This window comes from Ruegeria sp. CDSB113, assembly GCF_059611045.1.
On sequence record NZ_JBXWOU010000001.1, the window covers coordinates 302,797 to 325,904 of the forward strand.

Here is a 23,108-nt window from a genome sequence, read left to right on the forward strand (position 1 = left end):
GTCAGATCAGATCCGCAAAGCCGCCAAACTGACCGCGCTTAAAGATCAAACCTTTGCCGGTGCGGTACATGACCTTTTGAACCTCACCAACAATGATCAGGTGATCCCCCGCATCGTGTTGTGCGTGCACCTGACAATCGAACCGCGCCAGACAACCGGATAATTGGGGCCGGCGCGCTGGGTCGTGGGCCCATTCCGCGTGCGAGAAGTCCTTACCGTCGCGAGCAAAGCGCAGGGCCTGTTCCTGCTGATCCTGTCCCATCACGTGGATCGAATAATGTCGGCTGGCGTTGAAATCGTTGAACCGGTTGGAGTCTTTGGCCAAGCACCACAAAACAAGGGGCGGGTCCAGCGATACCGACGCAAATGAGTTGACTGTAATGGCCCGAGGGCCCTGATCGGTGTTCGTGGTGATCACCGTCACGCCGGTTCCGAAACACCCCAACGCTTCACGGAAAGCGGTGCTTTGATCCGGGGTTGGAGTGAATTGTTTTTCCGTCATTGCGCGCTCATCCCGTGGCCGTGCCTCAGGTGCCACGACGCGCGGGGTTTGTCCATGAAAAGCTGCGCCCCGTTTGCGTGTTTTCCAAACTAGTTCAGGTCTTCCAACAGACGACCATGTTGGCGCGTTGCCTCAATGACCAGGCCAAAGGTTGTCATGCCGCGCGCATGCAGCATCGGTAACATTCTGACCAGCGCTTCGGCGGTGGCAACCGCATCACCCAGGGCGGTATGGCGCAGTTGTTCGGGGATGGTGATCTCCAACCGTTCGCACAGAGCATCCAGCGTGTGTTTATCACTTGCCCCAAACAGCACTGCAGACAACAGAACCGTATCCAGAATGGGGTGATCCCAATCGACATCCATGCGTTTTGCATGTCGCCGCAAAAAGGCCATGTCGAATGGCGCGTTATGGGCCACAATCACTGCATCGCGGGCAAATTGATGCAGCGCACGCCCGGCATTGGCAATGTCCGGTGCGCCCTGAACCATGCGATCGCTGATCTTGTGAACCTTGGTTGAGGATGGAGGGATCGGAATGCCAGGGTCAACCAGCATGTCAAGCTGCTCGCCGTCCACGATGCGCCCGTTGACAACCCGCACAGCTCCGATCTGAACGATTTCGTCCTTGTGTGGCAGCAGTCCGGTGGTTTCGGTGTCAAACACGACGAAACACAAATCCTGTAGAGCTAGGTTTTCGACGGTCTCGTCCGTCGAGGTGTTCAGCAAGTCGAAGTCATACACCAAAGGTCGTGCGGCTTCGGGTGCGATGTTCGCGGCACTGTCCTCGAAGATCAGCATGTATCCGGGTGCGCCGCCAAGGGGCTTCATGCGCGCGCGGTAACTCTGCGTACCATCGACGCTGGTCAGCGCGCAGGCGACCTCCAGCCCAGTCTTCACCAGTTTGGAATGGGCCTCTTCCAGCAGGTCAGATTGCAGGTATTCAAACAACGAGGCATTCAGCCGGGGATGCGCAACCTGTGCCAGAACCTCGGCCGCCTGACCATCGTACAAAACGATCTTGTGTGTTGGGCTGGCCAACAGCATTGCAACTGGAATTTCGGTCAGCAAGGCCGTTAGACGGTGTTTTTCTGCTGCCAGATGTGCCGTCTCTTCGGCTACGGCCTGTGCTACGTCCATGGTTTTACCGGACAATTGGTCGGCCAGTCCGGCCGCGGCTGGTGCCAGATCACCCAGATATCGCGCGGCCTGTGTGTCCAATTCGGTGCTGACTCCGGCATGCGCGCGGGCCCTAAGTTGGGCGGAAATCCGTTCGATTGGCTTTGCAACATTGTCGTCGAACAATAACCAAACCGCCGCAGTCAAAGCCAGAAACCCAAAACCCATCAGGATTTCGGCAAAGATGAAGGAATCAAGCAGATCAGGATCAGCAACGCGCCGATAGCTGATCCACAGTGCCAGAGAGCTGACGGTCAGAGCGCCAATGGCCAGCAGGCAGAAGAACAGGAAAATGCGCAGACGCAGGCTTAACCGGTTCAGCATGTCACACTCCGCAGGTTGCCTCGACGATCGGGTCATTGGCGGTGACGTCAATCCAGTCGGCGTTCAGCAGCCGCCCGTCATCCGCGAATTCTGCCCCATCCGCAAGATTGGCGCGGCTGAACTCTTTGCAGTTGACCACGACCGGCAGCTTTGAGACCGGGGCCCAGCGACCAAAGAGATACAGTTCCACCAACCGTTGTTCGGGAACCTGTTCATTGGTGCGAACGGAACCGGCATCAATGGCGGCAAAGCGGTCCACGAAGGGCACGGCATAGGTCCAGGGGCGATAGAAGGCGCGACTTTCAACTTCTTGAATGACGGTCATACCTTCGGGAAGAGTATCGCGTGTGCGGTCGTACCAGGAATATTCACTGGTAATCGTCATTCCGATCATACCCAGACCAGCGGCAACGGGTGTCATCCAACGGGGCAGGCGGCCACCCGTCAATTTGTTTAGAACCATTACGATGCCGGCAAAGGCAAAGCCTGCAAATATGGTGCCGATCAGTTCCAGAAACATGTGACTCTCCGTATGTCTGGCGTATTCGCCAATCGTTATTGCTGCTTTAGCCCAGCATTCCCTTGCCGTGACCTACTGCCGATTGCATGGTTTTTACCACAACGAACGCATCCCGAAGATGACTTCGCTCAAAATCGGACAGGTCTGAGGGCGGCAGGAAATTGTCCGGCTTTTGACCGCTCTTCACAAGCATGGCCTGATGCTCAAGGCGGGTTTCTGCGATCAGATCATACGCATCCAGCAAATCCCGCGCGCCCGAGGGGCTGAGGATACCGCCAGATGCGGCTGCTTTCAGACGCGCCCGAGTATTGGCTTCGGTCAATTGACCCTGAAGGCTGTAGATCCGCGCAAGGTCAACGACGGGGACCACGCCATTGTGTTTGAGATCCAGCGTATTGCGATGTTCACCAGACCGGATGGTCGCAAACCCGCGCAGCAGCCCCAGCGGAGGCGTGTGCTTAAGAGAGTTCGAAATCATGTGCGCCACAAAGATCGAGTTTGCGTTGGTCGCTGCCAGTGTTTCGGCCTGCAGATCGTCGAACAGGTGAAAGGCCCCACCGATAGGGCGGAGGTCGAACATGACTGAGGCCAGCATCTGCGCCTCGGGGTTCGGTTTGGCGATCCATCCGTTGAAGTAGTCGCGCCAGACGCGCACAGGCTGACACCATCGTGGGTTGGTCGCCATCATGTCGCCTGGGCAATAGAAATATCCGCAGGTGTCCAGGCCATCCGAGACGTATTTCGACAGATTCGCGAAATAGGCCATGTCCGCTTCCGAAACGCTGTCGTCCAGCATTAGACAGTTGTCCTGATCGGATACTCCAGTTTGTTCTTGCCGCCCTTGCGACCCACAGGCCAACCACAGGTAGGGAACAGGTGCTGGGCCCAGCTTGACCTCGGCCAAGGCCAACAGTCGGCGGGTTGCCGTGTCTGCGATGTCCGTTATCAGCCGCGTCACGATCTCGTGCCGGTTTCCGGCAGCCACCAGTTGCACCAGAAGCTGCGAGATTTCAGCCGTCACCGCCGCCATTTGATCCGCTGAGTCCGCTTGAGCGATCCGGCGGACAAGCTCTGCCGAATTCACTGCCTGATAATGGGTCAGGTCCGTCTGGGTCACAATTCCAACAAGGCGCCCGCCTTCGCTGATCGGGATATGACCGATCCCGCGTTCCATCATCACGTGCAGAACGTCCGATCCAATGTCAGATGGCGACAGGGTGATTGGGTTCGCTGTCATTATCGCTGACACCGGTGTCTCTGCGGGCATGCCATTGGCTACGTATTTGCCCGAGATGTCGCGCAAGGTGGCGATGCCCAGCAGGTTATCCGTTTCGGTGACGCACAAGGATGAAATGTGCTTGTCACGCATGATCCGGGCGGCTTCTTGAACCGATGTGTCCGGTGGGCAGGTTGCAGGGTTATGCGCCATAAGAACGTCAATCGCGCTGGTGGCCAAGCTCTGCGGGCCGGACCGGTTCGAACGGGTCCGGTTGAAGAATTTCGAAACGACGTCATGCCCATCGATCAACTCGCGCACCAGATCTGGCGGCAGGACCAGCAAGACGGATGGCGTATGCGCGCGCGCCTTGGTCGCGGCTTTCCCGTCTTTAAGTAGCCCACGCTCACCAAACGAATTGCGCAGACCAAGATGAGATACCACGGCGTTATTCTCATCGGTGATTTCAACGTGCCCTTCATAGATCACGAAAACACCGGGCAGTGTGTGCCCAAGTTCGTACACGGGAAAGTCTTCCTCGACCTCCCAAACCTCGATCTGATTGGCGATCTGATCTAGTGTTTCCGGGGGCAGGGCATCATAGGGGTGGACGGATTTCAGGAACCGGGTGATTTCGTCATGAGACAGGGGCATCGTCAAATCCTGGCTTTCCGGTTTTAAAAATCCCGCCCGGCATAATGCCGGGCGGGAGTAGTCGGTCGAAAGATGCGGTACGTGAAAAGGATCCATGCACCGCATCATACTCATTTATTCTGAGCTGCGCCTGCGCCACGGGGAATACGCACGCTTTCGACCAATTCAACGATCTCCGGCGGAGTCTCTTTGGTCATTCCGGCGACGACGTAAGCAACGCCGAAGTTGATCATTGCACCGATGGCGCCGAACGAGGTCGACTTGATCGGACCCAGAAGCGGATCAGCATCAGTGAACGAGTTGGTGCCCGGAATGAACAGCCAGCCCTTGTGCAGGAAGATGTAGACCAGAGTTACGGTCAGACCAGCCAGCATACCTGCGACGGCACCGGTGTTGTTGATGCGGGTCGAGAAGATCCCCATCATCAGCGCCGGGAAGATCGAGGCAGCCGCCAGACCAAACGCCAAGGCCACGGTTTGCGCTGCAAAACCCGGTGGGTTCAGACCCAGATAGGTTGCAACAACGATGGCCACGGCCATGGCGATACGAGCAGCCAGCAGCTCTCCTTTTTCAGAGATTTGCGGGTTGATCGCACCTTTAACAAGGTCGTGGGATACCGCCGACGAGATCGCCAGCAACAGACCCGCAGCGGTCGACAGAGCAGCCGCAAGACCACCGGCAGCGACCAGACCGATCACCCAACCCGGCAGGTTGGCAATCTCGGGGTTGGCCAGAACCAGGATATCGCGGTTGAACTTGGTCAGCTCGTTACCGACCCAGCCTTTTTCTTCCGCAAGAGCCTGCATGTCGGCATTCTTGTCGTTGTAGTACTGGATTTTGCCGTCGCCGTTCTTGTCTTCCCAGTCCAGCAGGCCGGTTTTCTGCCAAGTCTGCATCCAGTCATATCGCGGATCATTGTCGATATCCTCGACCGAGACAGCGCCACCTTCGATGCCACCATTGGGCCACATCATGTCGGTGATGTTCAGACGCGCCATTGCGCCAACCGCAGGGGCGGTCAGATACAGCAGAGCGATGAAGACCAGCGTCCAGCCAGCAGACCAGCGGGCGTCAGACACTTTGGGCACGGTGAAGAAGCGCATGATCACGTGTGGCAGACCGGCAGTACCGATCATCAGCGACAGCGTGAACAGAACCATGTTTAGCGTGTTCGAGTGATGAGCTGTGTATTCGTTAAAGCCCAGCTCGGTCACGATCGCATCCAGCTTGGTCAGCAGAGGCTCACCGCTTGCGGTGTCGCTGAACAGACCCAGCGCCGGAACCGGCGTACCGGTCAGCTGCAGTGAGATGAAGATCGCCGGGATTGTGTAGGCGGTGATCAGTACGCAGTACTGAGCGACCTGAGTGTAGGTCACGCCTTTCATCCCACCGAACACCGCGTAAGCAAACACGACACAGGCACCGATCAGCAGACCGGAGGTGTTCGATACTTCGAGAAAACGACCAAAGGCCACGCCCACACCAGTCATCTGACCGATCACGTAAGTCACCGACGCAACGATCAGACAGATCACCGCAACGATACGCGCGGTCTGGCTGTAGAAACGGTCGCCGATAAATTCCGAGACGGTGTATTTGCCAAACTTACGCAGATAGGGCGCAAGCAGCAGTGCCAGCAGCACGTAACCACCGGTCCAACCCATCAGGAAGGTCGAATTGTCATAGCCGGTAAAGGCGATCAGGCCCGCCATCGAGATGAACGAGGCCGCAGACATCCAGTCTGCCGCTGTCGCCATACCGTTGGTGACCGGGTGAATGCCGCGACCGGCGGCGTAGAATTCCGATGTGGAACCCGCGCGGGCCCAAATCGCAATGCCGATGTACAGCGCAAAACTCGCGCCGACAAAGAGCAGGTTAATGGTAAACTGGTCCATTCCGCTTACTCCTCATCTACGCCAAATTCGGCGTCCAACTTGTTCATGCGCCAGGCGTAGTTGAAGATCAGCACCAGAAAGACCAGGATTGATCCCTGCTGAGCGAACCAAAAGCCCAGATCGGTGCCGCCAACTGCAATGCCGGACAGCAATGGACGCAGCAGAATGCCGAATCCAAAAGACACCAGCGCCCAGATCACGAGGCTGATGTAGATGAGACGCAGGTTCGCCTGCCAATAGCCCTTGTCGGCTTCGGCAGTCTGCGCGGAGTGTGTTGATTGATCCGCCATTGCGGGTTCCTCCTTCGCTTCTTCCATGGGCGACCCGTTGTCCTAAACCTCCAACGCGCGGGGCCGCTTTTCGAAATGCCGAATGCCAGGGTGGCATCAGGCACGACTTCTCCGATCCGCCACGGCGGGTACTTTGAAGTTTTCCTTTAGGAATTGGGCCCTTATTCAGGGCGGACCGTCTTCCCTTAGTTCATGGCGTCGCTGACAATCCTTTCCAGATTGCCCGCGATGTCATCGATATTGCCCATGGCGTTCAGGCCTTTCAGAACGCCGTGGTCTTGGTAATAAGTAATCAAAGGCGCGGTTTGCGCGTGATACGCAGCCAGACGTGAGGCGACGGTTTCGGCGTTGTCATCAGCACGGCGCTTGAACTCGGTGCTGCCGCACTTGTCACACTTGCCATTAACAACAGGGACCTTGAACGTGTCATGGAACCCTTCGCCACATCCGCCGCAGGTGTAGCGGCCCGAGATACGGACAACCATTTCGCCGTCCTCAACCTCAAGACTGATGGCGGCGTTGATCTTCTGGCCGGTTTCCGACAGCAATCCATCCAGCGCCTCGGCCTGAACCGTGGTGCGTGGAAAGCCGTCCAGAATGACGCCCTTGGCGCAATCCGGTTCAGCAAGACGGTCGCGCAAAATGGCAATGACGATTTCGTCGCTGACCAGATCGCCGGCTTCCATCACCGCCTTAGCGGCCTTGCCGGCCTCAGTTCCTGCGGCGACAGCCGCACGCAACAGGTCGCCAGTGCTGAGTTGAACCAGCCCGAACTTATCCTCAAGCATACGGGCCTGTGTTCCCTTCCCGGCACCCGGAGGGCCGAGAAGGATCAGAACTGCGGGTGTGGTGATCGTGGCAGCGTCCATCACATCCTCACTTATTCGCACGGTTTTCGATCAGGTCTTCGACCACCGACGGATCAGCCAAAGTCGAAGTGTCACCCAATGCGCCAAAGTCGTTCTCGGCAATCTTGCGCAGAATACGGCGCATGATCTTTCCCGAGCGGGTCTTGGGCAGACCAGGAGCCCACTGGATCACGTCAGGTGATGCAATCGGACCGATCTCTGTCCGAACCCAAGTGCGCAGCTCTTTCAGCAGCTCATCCGACGGCTCACGGTCGTTCATCAAAGTGACGTAGCAATAGATGCCTTGCCCTTTGATCTCATGGGGATATCCGACCACGGCGGCCTCGGCCACGGCGGCATGCGCGACAAGCGCGCTTTCGACTTCGGCGGTCCCCATGCGGTGGCCCGAGACGTTGATCACGTCGTCCACTCGGCCGGTGATCCAATAGTCGCCATCGTCATCACGACGGCAGCCATCACCGGTGAAGTAATAGCCTTTGTAATCCGAGAAATAGGTCTTCTCGAACCGCTCATGGTCGCCCCAAACGGTACGCATCTGACCAGGCCAACTGTCCTTGATACACAGAACACCTTCGACGCCGTTGCCGTTAATCTCTACGCCTGACTGCGGGTCCAGAACCACGGGCTGAATGCCGAAGAATGGCTTCATGGCAGCACCCGGTTTCATCGCGTGTGCACCGGGAAGGGGGGTCATCAGGTGACCGCCGGTCTCGGTCTGCCACCACGTGTCAACGATGGGGCAATTTCCTTTGCCGACCACCTCATTGTACCAGTTCCAGGCTTCAGGGTTGATCGGTTCGCCCACGGTGCCCAGTAGTTTCAGGTCGCTCAGATCATGCTTGTCGACCCACTCGTTGCCTTGCCCCATCAACGCGCGGATTGCGGTTGGTGCGGTGTAGAACTGGTTGACCTTGTGCTTGGCGCACACCTCCCAGAAACGGCCTGCGTCGGGGTAGGTAGGGACACCTTCGAACATCAGTGTAGTCGCGCCGTTGGCAAGCGGGCCGTAGACGATATAGCTGTGGCCTGTGACCCAGCCCACGTCAGCCGTGCACCAATACACATCGCCCTCGTGGTAATCGAAGGTGATCTCATGGGTCAGCGATGCGAAAACCAGGTAGCCGCCGGTGGTATGCACCACACCCTTGGGTTGTCCGGTCGAGCCGGAGGTGTAGAGGATGAACAGCGGGTCTTCTGCGCTCATCTCAGCGGGTGCGCAGTAGTCATCGGCCTCAAGCGCCATTTCGTTGTAATCATAGTCGCGGCCGTCGATCCATGTGGTCTGACCACCGGTGCGCTTGACCACCAGGCATTTCACTGTGTCTTTGCAGTGCAGAAGAGCAGCATCCGCATTGGATTTCAGCGCAGTCTTGCGGCCGCCTCGCGGGGCCTCGTCTGCGGTGATCACAACCTTTGCGTCGCAGCCATTGACGCGCGCCGCCAGAGCATCTGGTGAGAAACCCGCAAAGACGATTGAATGGATCGCGCCAATGCGCGCGCAGGCTAACATGGCATAGGCGGCCTCGGGGATCATCGGCATATAGATCACGACGCGGTCGCCTTTACGCACGCCCAGCGATTCCAGAATGTTTGCCATCCGACAGGTCCGGCGGTGCAACTCAGCATAGGTGATGTGCTGCGCTTCGTCTTTTGGATCATCCGGTTCCCAAATGATCGCAGTTTGATCGCCGCGGGTTTTCAGGTGGCGGTCCAGGCAGTTGGCCGAAACGTTCAGCGTGCCGTTTGTGTACCAGTTGATTCCGACCGAGCCGAAATCATAGCTTACATCTTTGACTTGTGTGTAGGGCTTGATCCAGTCGATCCGCTTGCCTTGTTCGTCCCAGAACGCGACGGGATCGTTGATCGAAGCCGCATACATCTCAGTGTATTTTTCAGCGTTAACATGCGTGCGGGCCACGGTTTCGGCGGACGGCGGAAAGGTATTGGCTTCTGCCTGGGCAGCGGTTGTCATTCTGAGGCTCCTCCCTCTGGATCATATTGAATCAGACCGATTTTGCCTGCTGAACTGGCGATGTCGATCTGTTTCCTCCTTATGCGCAATAATACGGAGAGCTGAAAACAAGGAAATAAATTACCGATTTCTCACGATTAGTTTGTAAATTATTTTTTTAGCTCGGAGTGATTTTGTAAAGAAAGAGGCCACCTTGGGAAATAGTGGTTTTTTTACATAGCTTTGGCTGTAATGAAAATTTGTGTGGAAATAAGCCGCCCGATTACAGCTAAATAGCATCTGAGACTCACCTTTCGGTTGTTAGCGCTCAACGGTGCCATTCCTTGCTGGCCATGAATGCCGACCGGGGGTTGGCACATTCCGATGTTGGCGCTAGCTTTGACCGCAAGCGCCTCGGTAAGGGGGTGCAGCAAAGGGAGAAATCAGTATGAAAAAGATTTTGAGCGGCTCTGCTGTGGCCGCCTTGTGTGTTGCGTTCGTGTCCGAGGCAGCCGCAACTGAATGGAATGCGTCGGTCTGGGGCAAACGTCGTGCGTTCACCGAGCATGTTGAGAAACTGTCTGAGTTGGTCAGCGAAAAGACAAACGGCGATTTCACCATCAATGTCAGCTATGGCGGCCTGTCCAAGCCGCGCGAAAACTTGGATGGAATCGAAATTGGTGCGTTTGAGATGGCTCAGTTCTGTGCCGGGTATCATCGCGACAAAAACCGCGCGATCACCGTTCTGGAACTGCCGTTCCTAGGCGTGAACAACCTGGATGAGGAAGTTGCCGTCAGCCACGCGGTTTACGATCACCCTGCCGTTAAGGATGAGATGGCGCAGTGGAATGCGCGTATCATCATGACCTCACCGATGCCGCAGTACAACATCGTCGGAACCGGCGACCCGCGTGACGAACTTGCCGAGTTCGAAGGCATGCGTGTCCGCGCCACAGGTGGTCTGGGCAAGGCATTCGAGGCGGTAGGTGGTGTGCCGACTTCGGTTCCTGCAACCGAAGCCTTTAACGCAATGGAGTCCGGTGTCGTTGACACGGTTGCCTTTGCTCAGCACGCGCATCTGTCCTTTGGCACCATCAACGAAGCGGATTGGTGGACGGCCAACCTGAACCCCGGCACTGTGAATTGCCCGGTTGTGGTCAATATCGATGCCTATGAGGCACTGCCGGCTGAGCATCGCGAGGCGCTGGACAGTTCGATCGACGAAGCGATTGATCACTATCTGGCCAATTATGGGTCGCTGCTGGACCAGTGGGACAGTGTTTTGGATGAAAAGGGCGTCGCAAAGGTACAGATCGATGATGCGGTAATCGCAGAGTTCCGCACCAAAGCTGCCGATCCCATCCGGGCACAGTGGATTGAGGATATGTCCGCTCAGGGTATTCCTGCGCAGGACCTGTATGATCTGGTCCAGTCCACGCTGGAACAACAACGCAGCGGTAACTAGACGCAAAATCCGGATGCCCATCGGGGCATCCGGACACCAATAAAAATACAGGGGAACACCGCAATGGCAGGACAGGCCACGGTGCTTGAAGACAACAGCCTCCTGAGTTCTTTGGACCGTAAGTTGTTGAGGTTAGAGCGGTTTCTGGCTCTGATCAGCGGCCTTGCCGTGTTCAGTCTTATGGTTCTGGCGGTTGTCTCGGTCAGCGGACGCAATGCGATCAACGCGCCTTTGCCCGGTTATGTCGACTGGATCGAACAGGCGATGCCAATGATTGCATTTCTGGGCATTTCATATGTTCAGCGCGATGGCGGTCATATCCGGATGGACATTGTCATCTCACGCCTGCACGGGCGGGCGCTTTGGCTGTTTGAGCTTATTTCGGTTCTTCTGATCCTGTTGCTGATGCTGGCCTTGGTCTGGGGTAGCTGGTCCCATTTTGACCGCTCGTTCGATTTTGGCGCGCCGATGTGGAGCCGGGACAGTTCAATCGATATCGGTATCCCGCTGTGGCCCGCCAAACTGCTGGCACCTGTGGCGTTCTCGGTGCTTTGCCTACGGCTGTTACTTCAGGTTTGGGGATATGGTCGCGCGTTGATCGTAGGGGCCGAAAGCCCAGTAGCCGTTCCACTGATCCAGGACGCCGCCGCACAAGCCGCCGCCGAGGCCGAGCAATTCGAAGGGCAGGACTAGCACATGGACTCGATTGAAATTGGCTTGTGGGTCACAGGTGGCCTGCTGGTTCTGGTTTTTACCGGAATGCGCGTGGCCTTTGCGGCGGGTCTTGCGGGGCTGGTCGGGTTGGTTTGGATTTTCTGGGCCAAGTTTGGATACGATCCTGATCGCTTCGGCAAAGCGTTGACTGTTGCCGTTAAGACGGCGGGGCAAGTGCCCCATTCCAAGGTTGCTGCCCATACACTCAGCCTGATCCCCACCTTTATCTTGATCGGTTATCTGGCCTATTACGCGGGCCTGACGCGTGCGTTGTTCGAGGCCGCTAAACGTTGGGTTGCGTGGGTGCCCGGCGGGCTCGCGGTTTCGACTGTGTTCGCCACAGCCGGGTTCGCGGCCGTTTCCGGCGCGTCGGTGGCAACTTCGGCGGTGTTCGCCCGGATCGCTATCCCCGAGATGCTGAAGGTTGGTTACAACAAACAATTCGCCGCCGGAGTGGTTGCAGCGGGCGGTACACTTGCGTCCCTGATCCCGCCATCCGCGATCCTAGTGATCTATGCGATCATCGTGGAGCAGGATGTGGGCAAACTGCTGCTTGCCGGGTTTATCCCCGGTGCATTTTCGGCCGTTGTGTACGGCCTACTGATCGTCGGCATCGCGGTTGTGTTCAAAAACGTTGGTCCACCGGTAACAGGTTTCACCTGGAAGCAGCGTTTTGCGTCACTGCCGGGCGCCTTTCCGATTGTCGCGGTGATCCTGATCATCATCTGCTTTGTCTATAACCCGTTTGGAGAAAAGGCTTGGGGCACTCCAACCGAAGGCGGAGCAATCGGTGCCTTCATCGTCTTCTGTTTCGCCCTTTTCCACGGGATGCGTTGGCCCGAACTGAAGTCGGCGCTTCTGGAAACTGCCAAACTGACCGCGATGATCTTCACGATCATCTGGGGGGTGCTGATCTACGTACGGTTTCTGGGGTTCGCGGATCTTCCAGGCGCTTTTTCGGACTGGATTACCTCACTGGAAATGTCGCCAATGTTGATCCTGATCTGCATCCTTCTGGCCTACGCGGTCTTGGGCATGTTCATGGACGCCATTGGGATGCTGTTGCTGACGCTGCCAGTGGTTTACCCGGCGGTAATGGCCCTGAACGGGGGTGAGACGGTCAGTGCCGCCGAAAGCGCCTTTGGCATGTCAGGTCCGATGTGTGCGATCTGGTTTGGTATTCTGGTGGTGAAAATGGCCGAGTTTTGCCTGATCACGCCTCCTATTGGCCTGAATTGTTTCGTCGTTGCCGGGGTGCGCCCGGATCTGAGCGTTCAGGATGTGTTCAAGGGCGTTACGCCGTTCTTCATCGCCGACGGCGTAACGATCGCGCTGCTCGTGGCGTTTCCCGGTATCGTACTCTACCTGCCGTCATTGGCCGGATAGAAAAAGCCCCCGGTGGTGAACCGGGGGCTAGTCGACGTGAAGTGCGGGTTCTTCAGCTCGCCCGCATCAGCATCCCATACAGATCCCGTGGATCATCCGGATCTGCCAACATATCCAAAGGTTCAAAGAAATCAGTGCCTTTGATGGCAAACTGGACGTAGCGCAAGGCTGAGAAATCTTCGATCGCAAAGCCAACACTATCAAACAGAGTGATCTGTCGGTCGTCGCGTCGGCCCTTGGCCTGGCCGATCATGACCTGCCACAATTCGGTCACTGGGTGATCCTCGGCCAAGGCCTGGATCTCGCCCTCGATGCGTGTTTGTTCCGGGTATTCGACGAAGATGTCCGAGCGCAGCAGAATATCGCGGTGTAGTTCGGTCTTGCCGGGGCAATCACCGCCAATTGCATTGATGTGGACGCCCGGTCCGACCATGTTGTCCGTCAGGATCGTTGCGTTTTTCTTGTCCGCCGTACAGGTCGTGATGATCTGAGCGCCTTCGATGGCGTCCTCGGGTGTTTTACAATGCACCACCGTCAGACCGGAATTTTTAAGGTTTGCCGCGCATTTTTCGGTGGCTGCATGATCGGTATCGTAAAGGCGCACAGTGTCGATCCCGCACATGGCCTTGAACGCCAGGCATTGGAACTCGGACTGAGCGCCATTCCCAATCATCGCCATAACACGCGATGACTTGGGTGCCAGATAGCTGCCGACAAGGGCCGAGGTTGCCGCCGTGCGGAGGGCGGTTAGCATCGTCATCTCGGTCAAAAGCGTAGGGTAGCCGGTATAGACGTCGGCCAGAAGGCCAAAGGCTGTCACGGTCTGAAGGCCCTCAGACGTGTTCTTGGGGTGCCCGTTGACGTATTTGAACCCATAGGCCTCACCATCCGAGGTCGGCATCAGTTCGATTACGCCATGGGGAGAATGCGCCGGGATGCGGGGGGTCTTGTCAAAGCTCTCCCATCGTTTGAAGTCGGATTCGATCTGAGCCGCGATCTGAGTGATCATCTTTTCAAGCCCGATATGGTGCACCAGCCGCATCATGTTGTCGACGGATACAAAGGGCACAAGCGCCTTGTCAGAAGGTTGCATCATGGTCTCCTATCGGCGGGAAAGGTGGATACCGGCGATCATGCAACGTACTGATCCTCCGGCTGTTTCAATGGTTGGAACCGACAACGGAAGCAGAGTGGCGCTGTTTTCGATAATGTCGGTCTGTTGGGGCGTCAGCGCATCTTTGGCGCGGCTGGAAAGAGCTAGCACGAGCCCATCACGACCACTAAGCTCGATGGTGTTTCCAGCAAAGTTTGCGATCTGGTCATGGGACAGATCGATGACGGTGTGACCGGATTCTTCCAATCGCGCCTGCACGGTCGCGCGGCGTTCGGCATCGATGATCATGTCGAGGCAGATCAGTGCATACTGTGTGCCGATCCCCATCAGGACATTGGTGTGATAAACGTCTCGGCCTGCGTCGTCCCTAGCTTCGAACGCGATGGGTTCGTAGTTGAAGTTCGTGCAGAACCGCTCCAACAAAACGGGATCAGCGCGGTTTGACTTGACCGTGTAAGCGATGCGGCCGACGTGATCGAGAACCATTGCTCCGGTACCTTCCAGTGCGAGATCGTCCTGTTCCAGCCCCGAATAATCGATCACGTCCTGAACGCGGTATACCTGTTTCAACAACTCGATAACATCTGTGCGGCGTTCGCGTCGACGCGACGGAACAAACATCGGATAGATTGCAATGTGTCCGCCGGGATGTGTCGAGAACCAGTTGTTGGGAAAGACACTGTCCGGCGTGTTTTGTTGGCCGTGATCATCAAATACATGAACTGTGACGCCTGCATCGCGCAGTTGTTCGACTGCGCGATCATGTTCATCGCGCGCGGCTGCTGAAGTCGCTTCGGCGGATCGATGTGCCAGTGTCTGAAACGCATTGTCATGGCGAGTCTCTGGGTTCGACACAAACTCATGCGGTCGAACCATGACGACAGCGGAAGGAGATTGAAGGGAATTCATCAGAAACTCCGGGTCGGGCGGTCGAAGATGCGGCGGCCCAACAGGGACGCGGCCAGGTCGACCATCAGTTTTGCGGTTCGTCCACGTTCATCCAGGAACGGGTTCAGTTCGACCAAATCCAGCGAGCAGACGAGTCCGCTTTCGTGCAGCAGTTCCATCGCCAGATGGGCTTCGCGTTCGCTCGCGCCGCCGGGAACAGTGGTGCCAACGGCGGGCGCAATTGAAGGGTCCAGAAAGTCGACGTCCAGCGAGACGTGCAGGATACCGTTTGCTGCGCGTACTCGGTCGAGGAACGCGATCAAAGGTGCCTTGATGCCGTGCTCATCAATGCTGCGCATGTCTGCCAGCATGGCCTGATCCTGTTCCAATCGAGCACGTTCAGCCGGGTCCACGGACCGCAGACCAATCATGCCTACTCGATCCGTTGGAATCGGCGCAGCCAGCGGAGGGAAGGCGTCAAACCCGGGTTGCCCGGTGAAATAGGCAACCGGTGTGCCGTGCAGGTTGCCGCTGCCGGTGCTGTCAGGTGTATGAAAGTCACTATGGGCGTCAAGCCAAAGCACAAATAATGGTCGCCCGATCCCGTCGGCATGTGCTGCCATCCCGGCAACTGTGCCCATGGACAAAGCGTGATCGCCGCCCATAAAAATCGGCAGTCCGTTCGGCGCGGTTTCCTGTGCGGCGCGGCTCAGGGCGCTGGTCCAGCCGATGCATTCGGGCAGCGCCACAAGGTGTGGATGCTCCGGTTCATCTGACGGATCGGCGCTGACATTGCCGATATCCGACACTTGGTGCCCGAGGTCAGTCAGAGCTTGTTCCAGACCGGCCACCCGGTAGGCGTCCGGGCCCATGCGGCACCCCTGACGACGCTTACCTGCGTCCATCGGTGCGCCAACCAATATTACATTTTGCGTATCCATATGACTATCTAGACCCTCGTGATGGCTTGCGAAAAGACAGCAAAATGTTCAAAATGGCATTCGGATAAACGAAATGAGAAGCAGTCATGGACGATTTGGATAGCAGGCTGCTCAGCGCCTTGCACCGGGATGCAAGGGCGTCCCTGTCCGAACTCGCCGAAACGCTGGGTGTGACGCGCACTACGGTTCGCAGCCGCCTGCAGCGCCTCAAACAATCCGGAGAGATTGTTGGGTTCACGGTACTCACCCGTCAGGACGTGGCGCAAAGCCCGGTGCGCGGCTTGATGATGCTGGAAATCGAAGGCCGCGGGACCGAGCGTACGATGGCCCGAATTGCCGCCATGCGCCAGGTGCGAGCTGTTCACTCCACAAACGGCAGCTGGGATCTGATCGCCGAAATCTGGACCGAAACACTGGCCGAGCTGGACGAGGTGCTGTTCCAGATTCGCCGTATGGAGGGGATCACCAAGTCCGAGACCAACCTGCTGCTGTCCACCCGCAAAGGTCGGTTGTGACCCCCGTAGTGCTTTGAGCCTGAACGAAAATGTGCAAAAGTCGGCTTGCGCGTTTCGATCGTGCAGAGTGTGATCGCGCCTGAGAGCAGGGACAAAGCATGGCAACTCATGAAAATGTCGAAGAACTCTGGGCTGTACGCCTGGCCGAACGGGTTTCGGGGTTTCTTGAAAAGCCCCTTGTCCGGATCGCGATACCGATTCTGGTCACGCTTATTGCCCTGACCGTCCTGCACGAGCTGTCTTCGCACGTCAAATGGGCTGATGTACAAACCGACGTCGCGAATACATCGTGGAAACTGATGTTTTTCGCCCTGTGTTGGACGGCTGTTAGCTTTTTATCTCTCTCACTTTACGATGTGTTTGCCGTGCAAAGTGTGGCGGATGGCGAGGTCCCTTTGCCTGTCGCTGGCATGGCTGGGGCCTGTGGCTACGCCGTGTCGAATTGCCTTGGGTTTTCCTACATCACCGGTACAGCGATCCGGTATCGGATCTATGCGTCTCTGGGTCTTGATCTGGGTCGGGTTGCCGGGGTGATTGCCACATCCTGGATCGCATTCTGGTCAGGTTTCATTCTGCTTCTGGGTGGGTTGCTAACCTTTCATCCGGATGGCGTGTCCAAGGTTCTGCCCATAAGTGACACGGTGGAAACCGTGATGGGACTGTGCCTGCTTGTTGGTTTTGCGACGCTTTTCATATGGCTTTCCAAGGGTGGGCGCAGGCTGGCCACCGGTGGTTTAGGGTTCAATCTGCCGGGCGGCAAGCTGCCCGGATTGCTGACGCTGGCGGCGGTGGGCGACCTGTTTGGGGCGTCAATGACGCTGTATGTGTTGATGCCGGATGACCTCGGGGTCGGGTTTCCGTTCTTCTTCACCATTTACATTGGCGCCATCGCCGTTGGAATTCTAAGCCACGCCCCGGGCGGAATTGGCGCGTTTGAGGCTACGCTGATCGCCGGGCTAGGGGCCTCGGGTCGGTCTGACGTGATCGCGGCCCTGTTGCTTTACCGGTTGATCTATACCTTCCTGCCGTTCGCCATTGCGACGCTGTCCATCGCGGTGGCCTCGGCCCTAACGCATCGACATCACATCGGTGGCGCGGCCACGTGGGTTTACCGCGTGATCCGTCCGATTGTTCCGATGGTCGCGGCCGGTGTCGCAGCTGTGGCGGGTGTCATTCTGCTGGTGTCCGGGGCGTTGCCTGCCGGCAGCCAGAACCTTAGCGCATTGCGGGACTTCCTGCCGTTGTCCTTTGTCGAAGCCTCACACCTTGCTGGCAGCGCTGTCGGAGTGTTGCTGATCCTTGTTTCACGCGGCCTGTTCCGCAAGCTGTACCGCGCATGGATAGTGGCCATGCTGCTGATGGTTGCCGGGTTCGTCGCATCGCTGACCAAGGGCCTGGATACCCATGAGGCGATCAGCATGTTGGCGACGATCGGCTTGCTGGCGACGTTTCGCGGGGCATTTTACCGGGTCAGTGGGGCTTCGATATTCCGCCTGAACATCCCTTGGTTGGTCAGCGTGATCGCCTTGCTTTTGGTCGTCTTTTGGGTCGGGCTGTTTTCCTATTCGCATGTCGAATATCAGAACGCCTTGTGGTGGGAGTTCGCGTGGAACGGTGACGCCTCACGCTTTTTGCGATCCAGTCTTGTGGTGGCGGTTATCCTTGGCGTGGTGGCCGTGAATTCTTTGTTTGGGCGCGAGGTTCCGGAACCGGTCCGGACAGAGATCCCCGAGGTTGTTGAACGTCTGGTCATGGAGAGCGAAGACACCGAGTCGCAGATTTCACTGACCGGCGACAAGCAATTCCTGATTTCACCGGACGATGACGCATTTCTGGCCTATGCCGACACAGGCAATGCGCTGATCACCAAGGGGGAACCGGTCGGGGATGAAACCGCCGGAAAGCAATTGATCTGGCAACTGCGCGAAATGGCCGACCGCGAGGGCAAGCTCTGCGCCTTCTACAGCGTATCGACCAAGTATCTGCCGACATTTCTGGATCTGGGCCTGTCTATTCTGAAGATCGGAGAGGTCGCGCGCGTGCCGTTGAAAGATTTCTCGCTGGACGGTAAATCTCGCAAGCGGTTCCGTCAGGCCAAGAACCGGGCCGAACGCGAAGGGTATGTGTTCGAGATCATACCGAAGGACAAAGTGGGCCCTGCGTTGCCCGAATTGCGCAAGATTTCAAACGATTGGCTGGAGCATAAAGCTGGTGAGGAAAAGGGCTTTGCCTTGGGCGGGTTTGACGATGAATACCTGTCCTATTTCGACTTCGCGGTGCTGAAGAAGGCAGATACGGGAAAGATCGTCGCCTTCGCCAACCTCTTCCAAGGCGGGAACAAGTCCGAATTGTCGTTGGACCTGATGCGGTATGAGCCGGACGGGTCGAACTTTATCATGGACGCCTTGTTTGCCGAGATGATGACTTGGGGGGCAGAGCAGGGGTTCCATTGGTTCTCGCTGGGGGCGGCACCGTTTTCGGGGATTGAGAACCGGCAACTTGCGTCTTTCTGGAACCGCGTCGGCGGGTTCGTATATGAGCACGGCGAGCAGTTCTATCACTTCGAAGGGCTGCGATCCTTCAAGCAGAAGTTCGATCCAGAATGGAGCCCGAATTACCTCGCCAGCCCCGGTGGGCTGGCAGCACCACGTATTCTGTACGAAGTGAACATCCTGATTTCAGGCGGTTTGCGCGGGCTGACGAAGTAACACTCAGTTCAGACTGGCGCGGGTCGGGGTTTTCTCCAGCAGATCGCCCCAATCCGTGCGATATGCCATTTCGGCCAGAACGGTTTCTGGCAGGAATTCTTGGTTCTGCCGGATCTGCCAACCGCCACCCAATCCCTTGTAAACCGCAACCAGATTGCTGGAAACCTGCTGGCGGGCCTGAATCAAGTTAGCCTGAGACCGCAGCAGGGCTGTTTGGGTGTTCAGGATACGCGAATAGCTGGCGATACCGTCCCGGTACTGGTCGATGGCGATATCAGCCGCTTTGCGCGACGCCGCGACGCTTTTTTCATAGAAGCCAACTTGCTTGCGTGACTGGGCATAAGCCACCATCGCGCTTTCAACCTCGGAATAGGCGGTCAGGACGGTGTTCTGGTAATTGGCAATCAACGCCTGATAGGCCGCGTCCTGCGCGCGGACGTTGTTTTTGATCCGGCCATAGTTGAGCACGTTCCAGACCACTCCGGCATTCGCGAGCCCGGTGTTGCTGCCTGCTGAAAACAAGTCCTGCCCGCCCGAGGCCTGCAGGCCAATTGCACCTGACAGGATGAATTGCGGATAAAGGTCGGCCAAAGCGATCCCGACCTGCGCCGATTGCGTGGCCGCTGCCAACTCGGCTGCGCGAACGTCTGGACGGCGGCGCAGAAGCTCGGCGGGAACGCCAACGGACACATTTGTACGCGCAGCGGGTATCCGCCCGGAATTGCCTAGTAGGCTGGTCATGCGGGAAGGGGTGGTTCCCAGCAGCACGGCCAATGCATTCTTGGCCTGTTGAAGATCACTCTCAATCTCTGGCACCAAGGCCTTGGTATTGTTCAACAGGGCCGTGGATTCCTGCACGTCCAGCTCGGTTGTTACGCCATTGTCAAACCGCAGTTGGGTCAGATCGGCAGATTCCTGTTGCAACTTGATGTTGTCGCGCGCCACTGCCAGCGACTCCTGCAAGGCGCGAATGTTGACATAAAGCGCCGCGACATCGCCGGTTAGCGTGACAAGCGCGTCGTCATAATTGGCCACTTGCAGCGCCAGATTGGATCGCGCGGCCTGAACGCCCCGACGTTGCTGGCCCCAGATGTCCAGCTCCCATTGGGCATCAAAGCCGACCTGCGAGGTCGAAAACTCGGTGTCCAACGGAATGATCCGGCGGATATCGGAAATCGGCCCGAGGTTGTCGCTGACCTGGCGGCGTTCAATGGATGCGCCGATGGCCTGTGATTGCGGATACAGCTCGCCAAATGCGATGCCCAACTGCGCGCGTGCCTGCAGAACGCGCGAACCGGCAACCTGCAAGTCCAGGTTCTGTGCATAGGCCTCGGCGATTAGTTTATTGAGGGTGGGGTCGTTGAACGTCTCCCACCATTTCACCACAGGCGCACTGCGCGAGGTTAGACCGCTTTGACCAGTGCTTGGGGTGTTGACCTCAATCCACTGCTTCACGACCGGAGAGTTCGGGCGCACAAAGTCCGGGCCAACTGGCGCACAACCGACCAGAAGGGCGGCGCATAGGGCTGTACCCATCAGTCGGCGGTAAAGTCTGGCCCGGGTCATCATATGCGTCCTTAGATATCCAATGGTCGAATGAAGTTGGCGAAGGAATAGAGACGAATGTTGATCCGCCGCAGGAACTCAAAGCTTTTGCCCTGACCGGTATAAATCGCCACGGCCGCGTGACCACCGGCCGGGAAGGTATGTCCGTCGGGGATATCGACCGAAATCTGAACCGCGATGCGTCCAGGCAGTTTTGGCAGCTCAAACCCGGGTAGGCGGCCAGACGGCAAGTACTGACCTTGTCGGGTTGCCCACCAGATTGCCTCGACCTTGCCGGTCAGGATTTCACCCGGATACAGATCAAGGGCAACTTCAACGGGTTGGCCAACCTCGACAAATTTCAGGTTCTGCTGTCGGTAGGTCGCAAGAATATAGGGGTTATCCTTGGTGACAAAACTGGCAATGGCGCCCAGACGGATATCGCCGACGACCAGACCGGGACGCGCCTGTTGGGACACGATCATGCCGTCTTCGGGGGCGTAGATCGTTGTGTTGTCCAGAAAGTACTGGGCCTTGTCCAACTGCGCCTGGGCCTGAAGGATGCCGGTGTTCACGCCGTCAATCTGGGAATCTAGCGCAAGCTGTGCCTTTTCCAGATTTGCCGTGGCCTCTTTGACCTGCGCCTGATCCTCAGTCACCTGTTCGTTCCAGCGATCTAGCTCGTCCTGCCGCGCACCACCTGCGGGTACGAGGTTTTCGTATCGGGCTTGCTGCGTCTGTGCGTAGGCAAGTTGCGCGTTGGCACGCTCAATGGCTTCCCCGGCGGCAATGACGTCTTGTTCAAGGATCTTGGCGTTTTGCTCGGCCGCAACCAGCTGCGCTGTGGCTCCTTCAACCTCCAGCGCGAACACGGTGTCATCAAACTGGTACAGCGGATCGCCCTTCTTGACCTCGGTATTGGGTTCGACCAGCACCTCAGTCAGGATTGTGGGCTCGGTCAGCCGTGGCACGATTTGGATGGTTGAGCGGACCACGTGGCTGTCAATGGAGAACGGCTGAAAGAACCGAAGGGCGACAAGAAAGATCAACAGCAGGTGCGCACCGACCCAGAAGGATACGATGCCCCACGTGATGCTGAACTTCAGCCACTGGAACTTGAAGAAAATAAGCCAGACAAAAATGATATAGAAAAGCGTAATGCCGACGGCGACAAACATATTTTGTAGTTTCCTTTGGCGTTAGCTCTTTTGTGTTTCTTCCGGATCCAGCGGGTCGCGGTATTCTTCCGTCAACTCACCACCCAAACGCTTGATTTCTTTGCGAACCGCTTCACGCTCATCATCGGGCATACGGCGGATATCTACCACGGTTCCATCGTGGAACGCCCAGATGAAAGCATGAACCCAAGGCACGATGGCGAGAAATCCCATCCAGCCCATGATCTTAATCGCTTCGGCATGAGGGTGATTGCGTTTAATTGCGATGCGGCCCGGTAGTCCCATTACGAATAGAAACAGCGCCATGACGGCGGCCAGCAGCAAAATCAACGCAACAAATGTCAGGTAGTCGTAATAGCCAAGCGGCTGCCCAAGTAACCCCATCTTCGTGCCTCCGTTCGGGAAGGTTTCCCCATCCTCAGTTGTTGGTGCCCAGTTCGTCAATCAATTTGTAGCTGGTTGGCGGGTCGGCGCAAATGCCGGGGCCACATTCAAGCAGCGTAGAACCGGCATTCAGAACAGCCAGACCAAGCATGATGAAGAAGGCCACCTTGGCCAAGGTGCTTCCACCAAAGCGCGGCTGGTCCGAAGTATCGTCAGCATATTGGCGATCAAACAGCAGCATAACCGCGGTGCCCAACAGGATCAGGAAAAAGCAAATGGCGGCCCAAGTGTAGTAGTGCAACCCCAACACGGGCGAGCCGTAATGACCCGTGCCCGGAACGATATGCAGAAGGATCTGGCGCACCGATACGCTGCCGCCATAAAGCGCTGCGATTAACATCATCGCATAGTGTTGCGGCCGCGCGCCGTATAGCAGGTTCAAGCCCAGCCCAACGCCCACGGCGACAAAGCCAACGCGTTGCAGCAGGCAAAGTGGACAGGGCAGCTCGTAAAGCGCCAGTTGGTAAACAAAGGCCAACAGCAGTACAAGGCTGACGGCCAGCATGCCGGTGGCGTTCAGGGTTCGGGATAATTCTGGTGTCATCATCGCCCCCTACAACTGGATTGTCAGTTGGCTGGTAGCGTGGAATTTCAGCCAGTACACACTCAACGCCAGCGTGAAGAAAAACAGCGCATTGGCTGCCGTTGTTTGTCGAAAATAATTCAGCCCCATGGTGGCTGTAAGTAACGCAAATAAAAGCGCTATCATGGCCCGGTTCTCCCCTTCCGTGCAACGAACGCAATGCGGCGATACTGTCAGGCGCAGGGAGGTCTGGCAAGAAGACTCTTGCCAAGTTCACCTTTTAGGAGA

The 23,108-nt window shown here is 57.2% G+C and carries 21 protein-coding genes; 5 read left to right on the forward strand and 16 right to left on the reverse strand.

The genetic code is table 11. The features are described from left to right. Position 1: 1 nt before the first annotated feature. The 8 genes from AC2FIS_RS01555 to acs form a co-directional block, all read right to left on the reverse strand. A complete protein-coding gene (locus AC2FIS_RS01555) occupies positions 2-502 on the reverse strand; it encodes a flavin reductase family protein (protein WP_496771720.1) in 501 nt (166 codons plus the stop codon). Between the two features lie 89 nt (positions 503-591). After that, positions 592-2,004 carry a 3'-5' exonuclease gene (locus tag AC2FIS_RS01560; protein WP_496771721.1) on the reverse strand — a complete coding sequence of 471 codons (1,413 nt, stop codon included), beginning with the start codon at positions 2,002-2,004 and terminating at the stop codon, positions 592-594. A gap of 1 nt (position 2,005) precedes the next feature. Continuing rightward, on the reverse strand, positions 2,006-2,524 hold the full coding sequence (locus AC2FIS_RS01565) for a hypothetical protein (protein ID WP_496771722.1): 519 nt from the start codon (positions 2,522-2,524) through the stop codon (positions 2,006-2,008). Positions 2,525-2,570: 46 nt separating this feature from the next. Continuing rightward, a complete protein-coding gene (locus tag AC2FIS_RS01570; RefSeq protein WP_496771723.1) occupies positions 2,571-4,394 on the reverse strand; it encodes a DUF294 nucleotidyltransferase-like domain-containing protein in 1,824 nt (607 codons plus the stop codon). A 110-nt stretch (positions 4,395-4,504) separates the two neighbouring features. Beyond that, on the reverse strand, positions 4,505-6,289 hold the full coding sequence (locus tag AC2FIS_RS01575; protein ID WP_058273825.1) for a sodium:solute symporter family protein: 1,785 nt from the start codon (positions 6,287-6,289) through the stop codon (positions 4,505-4,507). Positions 6,290-6,294: 5 nt separating this feature from the next. Then, entirely contained in the window at positions 6,295-6,579 is a 285-nt protein-coding gene (locus AC2FIS_RS01580) for a DUF4212 domain-containing protein (protein WP_108859095.1), read from the reverse strand. 185 nt (positions 6,580-6,764) lie between these two features. Continuing rightward, on the reverse strand, positions 6,765-7,448 hold the full coding sequence (locus AC2FIS_RS01585) for an adenylate kinase (RefSeq protein ID WP_496771724.1): 684 nt from the start codon (positions 7,446-7,448) through the stop codon (positions 6,765-6,767). Between the two features lie 7 nt (positions 7,449-7,455). Beyond that, on the reverse strand, positions 7,456-9,420 hold the full coding sequence (acs, locus tag AC2FIS_RS01590) for an acetate--CoA ligase (protein ID WP_496771725.1): 1,965 nt from the start codon (positions 9,418-9,420) through the stop codon (positions 7,456-7,458). Between the two features lie 427 nt (positions 9,421-9,847). Here acs and dctP point away from each other — a divergent pair, with 427 nt between their 5' ends. The 3 genes from dctP (at position 9,848) to AC2FIS_RS01605 (ending at position 12,964) form a co-directional block, all read left to right on the forward strand. After that, positions 9,848-10,864 (forward strand): TRAP transporter substrate-binding protein DctP, encoded by a 1,017-nt coding sequence (gene dctP / locus AC2FIS_RS01595; protein ID WP_058273822.1) that lies wholly within the window; start codon positions 9,848-9,850, stop codon positions 10,862-10,864. A gap of 63 nt (positions 10,865-10,927) precedes the next feature. Further along, complete coding sequence (locus AC2FIS_RS01600; protein WP_496771726.1) at positions 10,928-11,557, forward strand: TRAP transporter small permease subunit; 630 nt, start codon at positions 10,928-10,930, stop codon at positions 11,555-11,557. A 3-nt stretch (positions 11,558-11,560) separates the two neighbouring features. Next, on the forward strand, positions 11,561-12,964 hold the full coding sequence (locus AC2FIS_RS01605; protein WP_108858838.1) for a TRAP transporter large permease: 1,404 nt from the start codon (positions 11,561-11,563) through the stop codon (positions 12,962-12,964). A 52-nt stretch (positions 12,965-13,016) separates the two neighbouring features. Here AC2FIS_RS01605 and ocd read toward each other — a convergent pair whose 3' ends face one another. Genes ocd through rocF form a run of 3 tightly spaced genes read right to left on the reverse strand, consistent with a single transcriptional unit; the run spans position 13,017 to position 15,907 of the window. Then, entirely contained in the window at positions 13,017-14,060 is a 1,044-nt protein-coding gene (ocd, locus tag AC2FIS_RS01610; RefSeq protein WP_496771727.1) for an ornithine cyclodeaminase, read from the reverse strand. A 6-nt stretch (positions 14,061-14,066) separates the two neighbouring features. Beyond that, complete coding sequence (gene ctlX / locus AC2FIS_RS01615; protein ID WP_496771728.1) at positions 14,067-14,987, reverse strand: citrulline utilization hydrolase CtlX; 921 nt, start codon at positions 14,985-14,987, stop codon at positions 14,067-14,069. After that, positions 14,987-15,907, reverse strand: coding sequence for an arginase (rocF, locus tag AC2FIS_RS01620; protein WP_496771729.1), 921 nt, complete (start codon positions 15,905-15,907; stop codon positions 14,987-14,989). Before rocF ends, ctlX begins: the two co-directional genes overlap by 1 nt. A gap of 86 nt (positions 15,908-15,993) precedes the next feature. Here rocF and AC2FIS_RS01625 point away from each other — a divergent pair, with 86 nt between their 5' ends. Both AC2FIS_RS01625 and mprF read left to right on the forward strand, forming a co-directional pair. Further along, on the forward strand, positions 15,994-16,422 hold the full coding sequence (locus tag AC2FIS_RS01625; protein ID WP_058277712.1) for an Lrp/AsnC family transcriptional regulator: 429 nt from the start codon (positions 15,994-15,996) through the stop codon (positions 16,420-16,422). A 98-nt stretch (positions 16,423-16,520) separates the two neighbouring features. Then, positions 16,521-19,130 (forward strand): bifunctional lysylphosphatidylglycerol flippase/synthetase MprF, encoded by a 2,610-nt coding sequence (gene mprF / locus AC2FIS_RS01630; protein WP_496771730.1) that lies wholly within the window; start codon positions 16,521-16,523, stop codon positions 19,128-19,130. Positions 19,131-19,133: 3 nt separating this feature from the next. On the opposite strand, the gene AC2FIS_RS01635 is transcribed toward mprF, so the two are convergent. The 5 genes from AC2FIS_RS01635 to AC2FIS_RS01655 are packed head-to-tail and all read right to left on the reverse strand — an operon-like array spanning position 19,134 to position 23,006. Continuing rightward, the gene (locus AC2FIS_RS01635; protein ID WP_496771731.1) at positions 19,134-20,696 is read right to left on the reverse strand and encodes an efflux transporter outer membrane subunit; all 1,563 of its coding nucleotides are present in this window, start codon (positions 20,694-20,696) and stop codon (positions 19,134-19,136) included. 11 nt (positions 20,697-20,707) lie between these two features. Continuing rightward, positions 20,708-21,853: an HlyD family secretion protein gene (locus AC2FIS_RS01640; RefSeq protein WP_496771732.1), complete on the reverse strand. Its 1,146-nt coding sequence runs from the start codon at positions 21,851-21,853 to the stop codon at positions 20,708-20,710. A gap of 21 nt (positions 21,854-21,874) precedes the next feature. After that, positions 21,875-22,237, reverse strand: coding sequence for a DUF3302 domain-containing protein (locus AC2FIS_RS01645; RefSeq protein ID WP_113788976.1), 363 nt, complete (start codon positions 22,235-22,237; stop codon positions 21,875-21,877). A gap of 34 nt (positions 22,238-22,271) precedes the next feature. After that, complete coding sequence (locus AC2FIS_RS01650) at positions 22,272-22,841, reverse strand: disulfide bond formation protein B (RefSeq protein WP_496771733.1); 570 nt, start codon at positions 22,839-22,841, stop codon at positions 22,272-22,274. A gap of 9 nt (positions 22,842-22,850) precedes the next feature. After that, on the reverse strand, positions 22,851-23,006 hold the full coding sequence (locus AC2FIS_RS01655; RefSeq protein WP_199528470.1) for a DUF5993 family protein: 156 nt from the start codon (positions 23,004-23,006) through the stop codon (positions 22,851-22,853). Positions 23,007-23,108: the final 102 nt, after the last annotated feature.

Bases quoted from the DNA above. Each gene is read 5' to 3' on its own strand.
- AC2FIS_RS01555 (WP_496771720.1), bottom strand. From the start codon at position 502: ATGACGGAAAAACAATTCACTCCAACCCCGGATCAAAGCACCGCTTTC.
- AC2FIS_RS01560 (WP_496771721.1), bottom strand. From the start codon at position 2,004: ATGCTGAACCGGTTAAGCCTGCGTCTGCGCATTTTCCTGTTCTTCTGC.
- AC2FIS_RS01565 (WP_496771722.1), bottom strand. From the start codon at position 2,524: ATGTTTCTGGAACTGATCGGCACCATATTTGCAGGCTTTGCCTTTGCC.
- AC2FIS_RS01570 (WP_496771723.1), bottom strand. From the start codon at position 4,394: ATGCCCCTGTCTCATGACGAAATCACCCGGTTCCTGAAATCCGTCCAC.
- AC2FIS_RS01575 (WP_058273825.1), bottom strand. From the start codon at position 6,289: ATGGACCAGTTTACCATTAACCTGCTCTTTGTCGGCGCGAGTTTTGCG.
- AC2FIS_RS01580 (WP_108859095.1), bottom strand. From the start codon at position 6,579: ATGGCGGATCAATCAACACACTCCGCGCAGACTGCCGAAGCCGACAAG.
- AC2FIS_RS01585 (WP_496771724.1), bottom strand. From the start codon at position 7,448: ATGGACGCTGCCACGATCACCACACCCGCAGTTCTGATCCTTCTCGGC.
- acs (WP_496771725.1), bottom strand. From the start codon at position 9,420: ATGACAACCGCTGCCCAGGCAGAAGCCAATACCTTTCCGCCGTCCGCC.
- dctP (WP_058273822.1), top strand. From the start codon at position 9,848: ATGAAAAAGATTTTGAGCGGCTCTGCTGTGGCCGCCTTGTGTGTTGCG.
- AC2FIS_RS01600 (WP_496771726.1), top strand. From the start codon at position 10,928: ATGGCAGGACAGGCCACGGTGCTTGAAGACAACAGCCTCCTGAGTTCT.
- AC2FIS_RS01605 (WP_108858838.1), top strand. From the start codon at position 11,561: ATGGACTCGATTGAAATTGGCTTGTGGGTCACAGGTGGCCTGCTGGTT.
- ocd (WP_496771727.1), bottom strand. From the start codon at position 14,060: ATGATGCAACCTTCTGACAAGGCGCTTGTGCCCTTTGTATCCGTCGAC.
- ctlX (WP_496771728.1), bottom strand. From the start codon at position 14,987: ATGAATTCCCTTCAATCTCCTTCCGCTGTCGTCATGGTTCGACCGCAT.
- rocF (WP_496771729.1), bottom strand. From the start codon at position 15,907: ATGGATACGCAAAATGTAATATTGGTTGGCGCACCGATGGACGCAGGT.
- AC2FIS_RS01625 (WP_058277712.1), top strand. From the start codon at position 15,994: ATGGACGATTTGGATAGCAGGCTGCTCAGCGCCTTGCACCGGGATGCA.
- mprF (WP_496771730.1), top strand. From the start codon at position 16,521: ATGGCAACTCATGAAAATGTCGAAGAACTCTGGGCTGTACGCCTGGCC.
- AC2FIS_RS01635 (WP_496771731.1), bottom strand. From the start codon at position 20,696: ATGACCCGGGCCAGACTTTACCGCCGACTGATGGGTACAGCCCTATGC.
- AC2FIS_RS01640 (WP_496771732.1), bottom strand. From the start codon at position 21,853: ATGTTTGTCGCCGTCGGCATTACGCTTTTCTATATCATTTTTGTCTGG.
- AC2FIS_RS01645 (WP_113788976.1), bottom strand. From the start codon at position 22,237: ATGGGGTTACTTGGGCAGCCGCTTGGCTATTACGACTACCTGACATTT.
- AC2FIS_RS01650 (WP_496771733.1), bottom strand. From the start codon at position 22,841: ATGACACCAGAATTATCCCGAACCCTGAACGCCACCGGCATGCTGGCC.
- AC2FIS_RS01655 (WP_199528470.1), bottom strand. From the start codon at position 23,006: ATGATAGCGCTTTTATTTGCGTTACTTACAGCCACCATGGGGCTGAAT.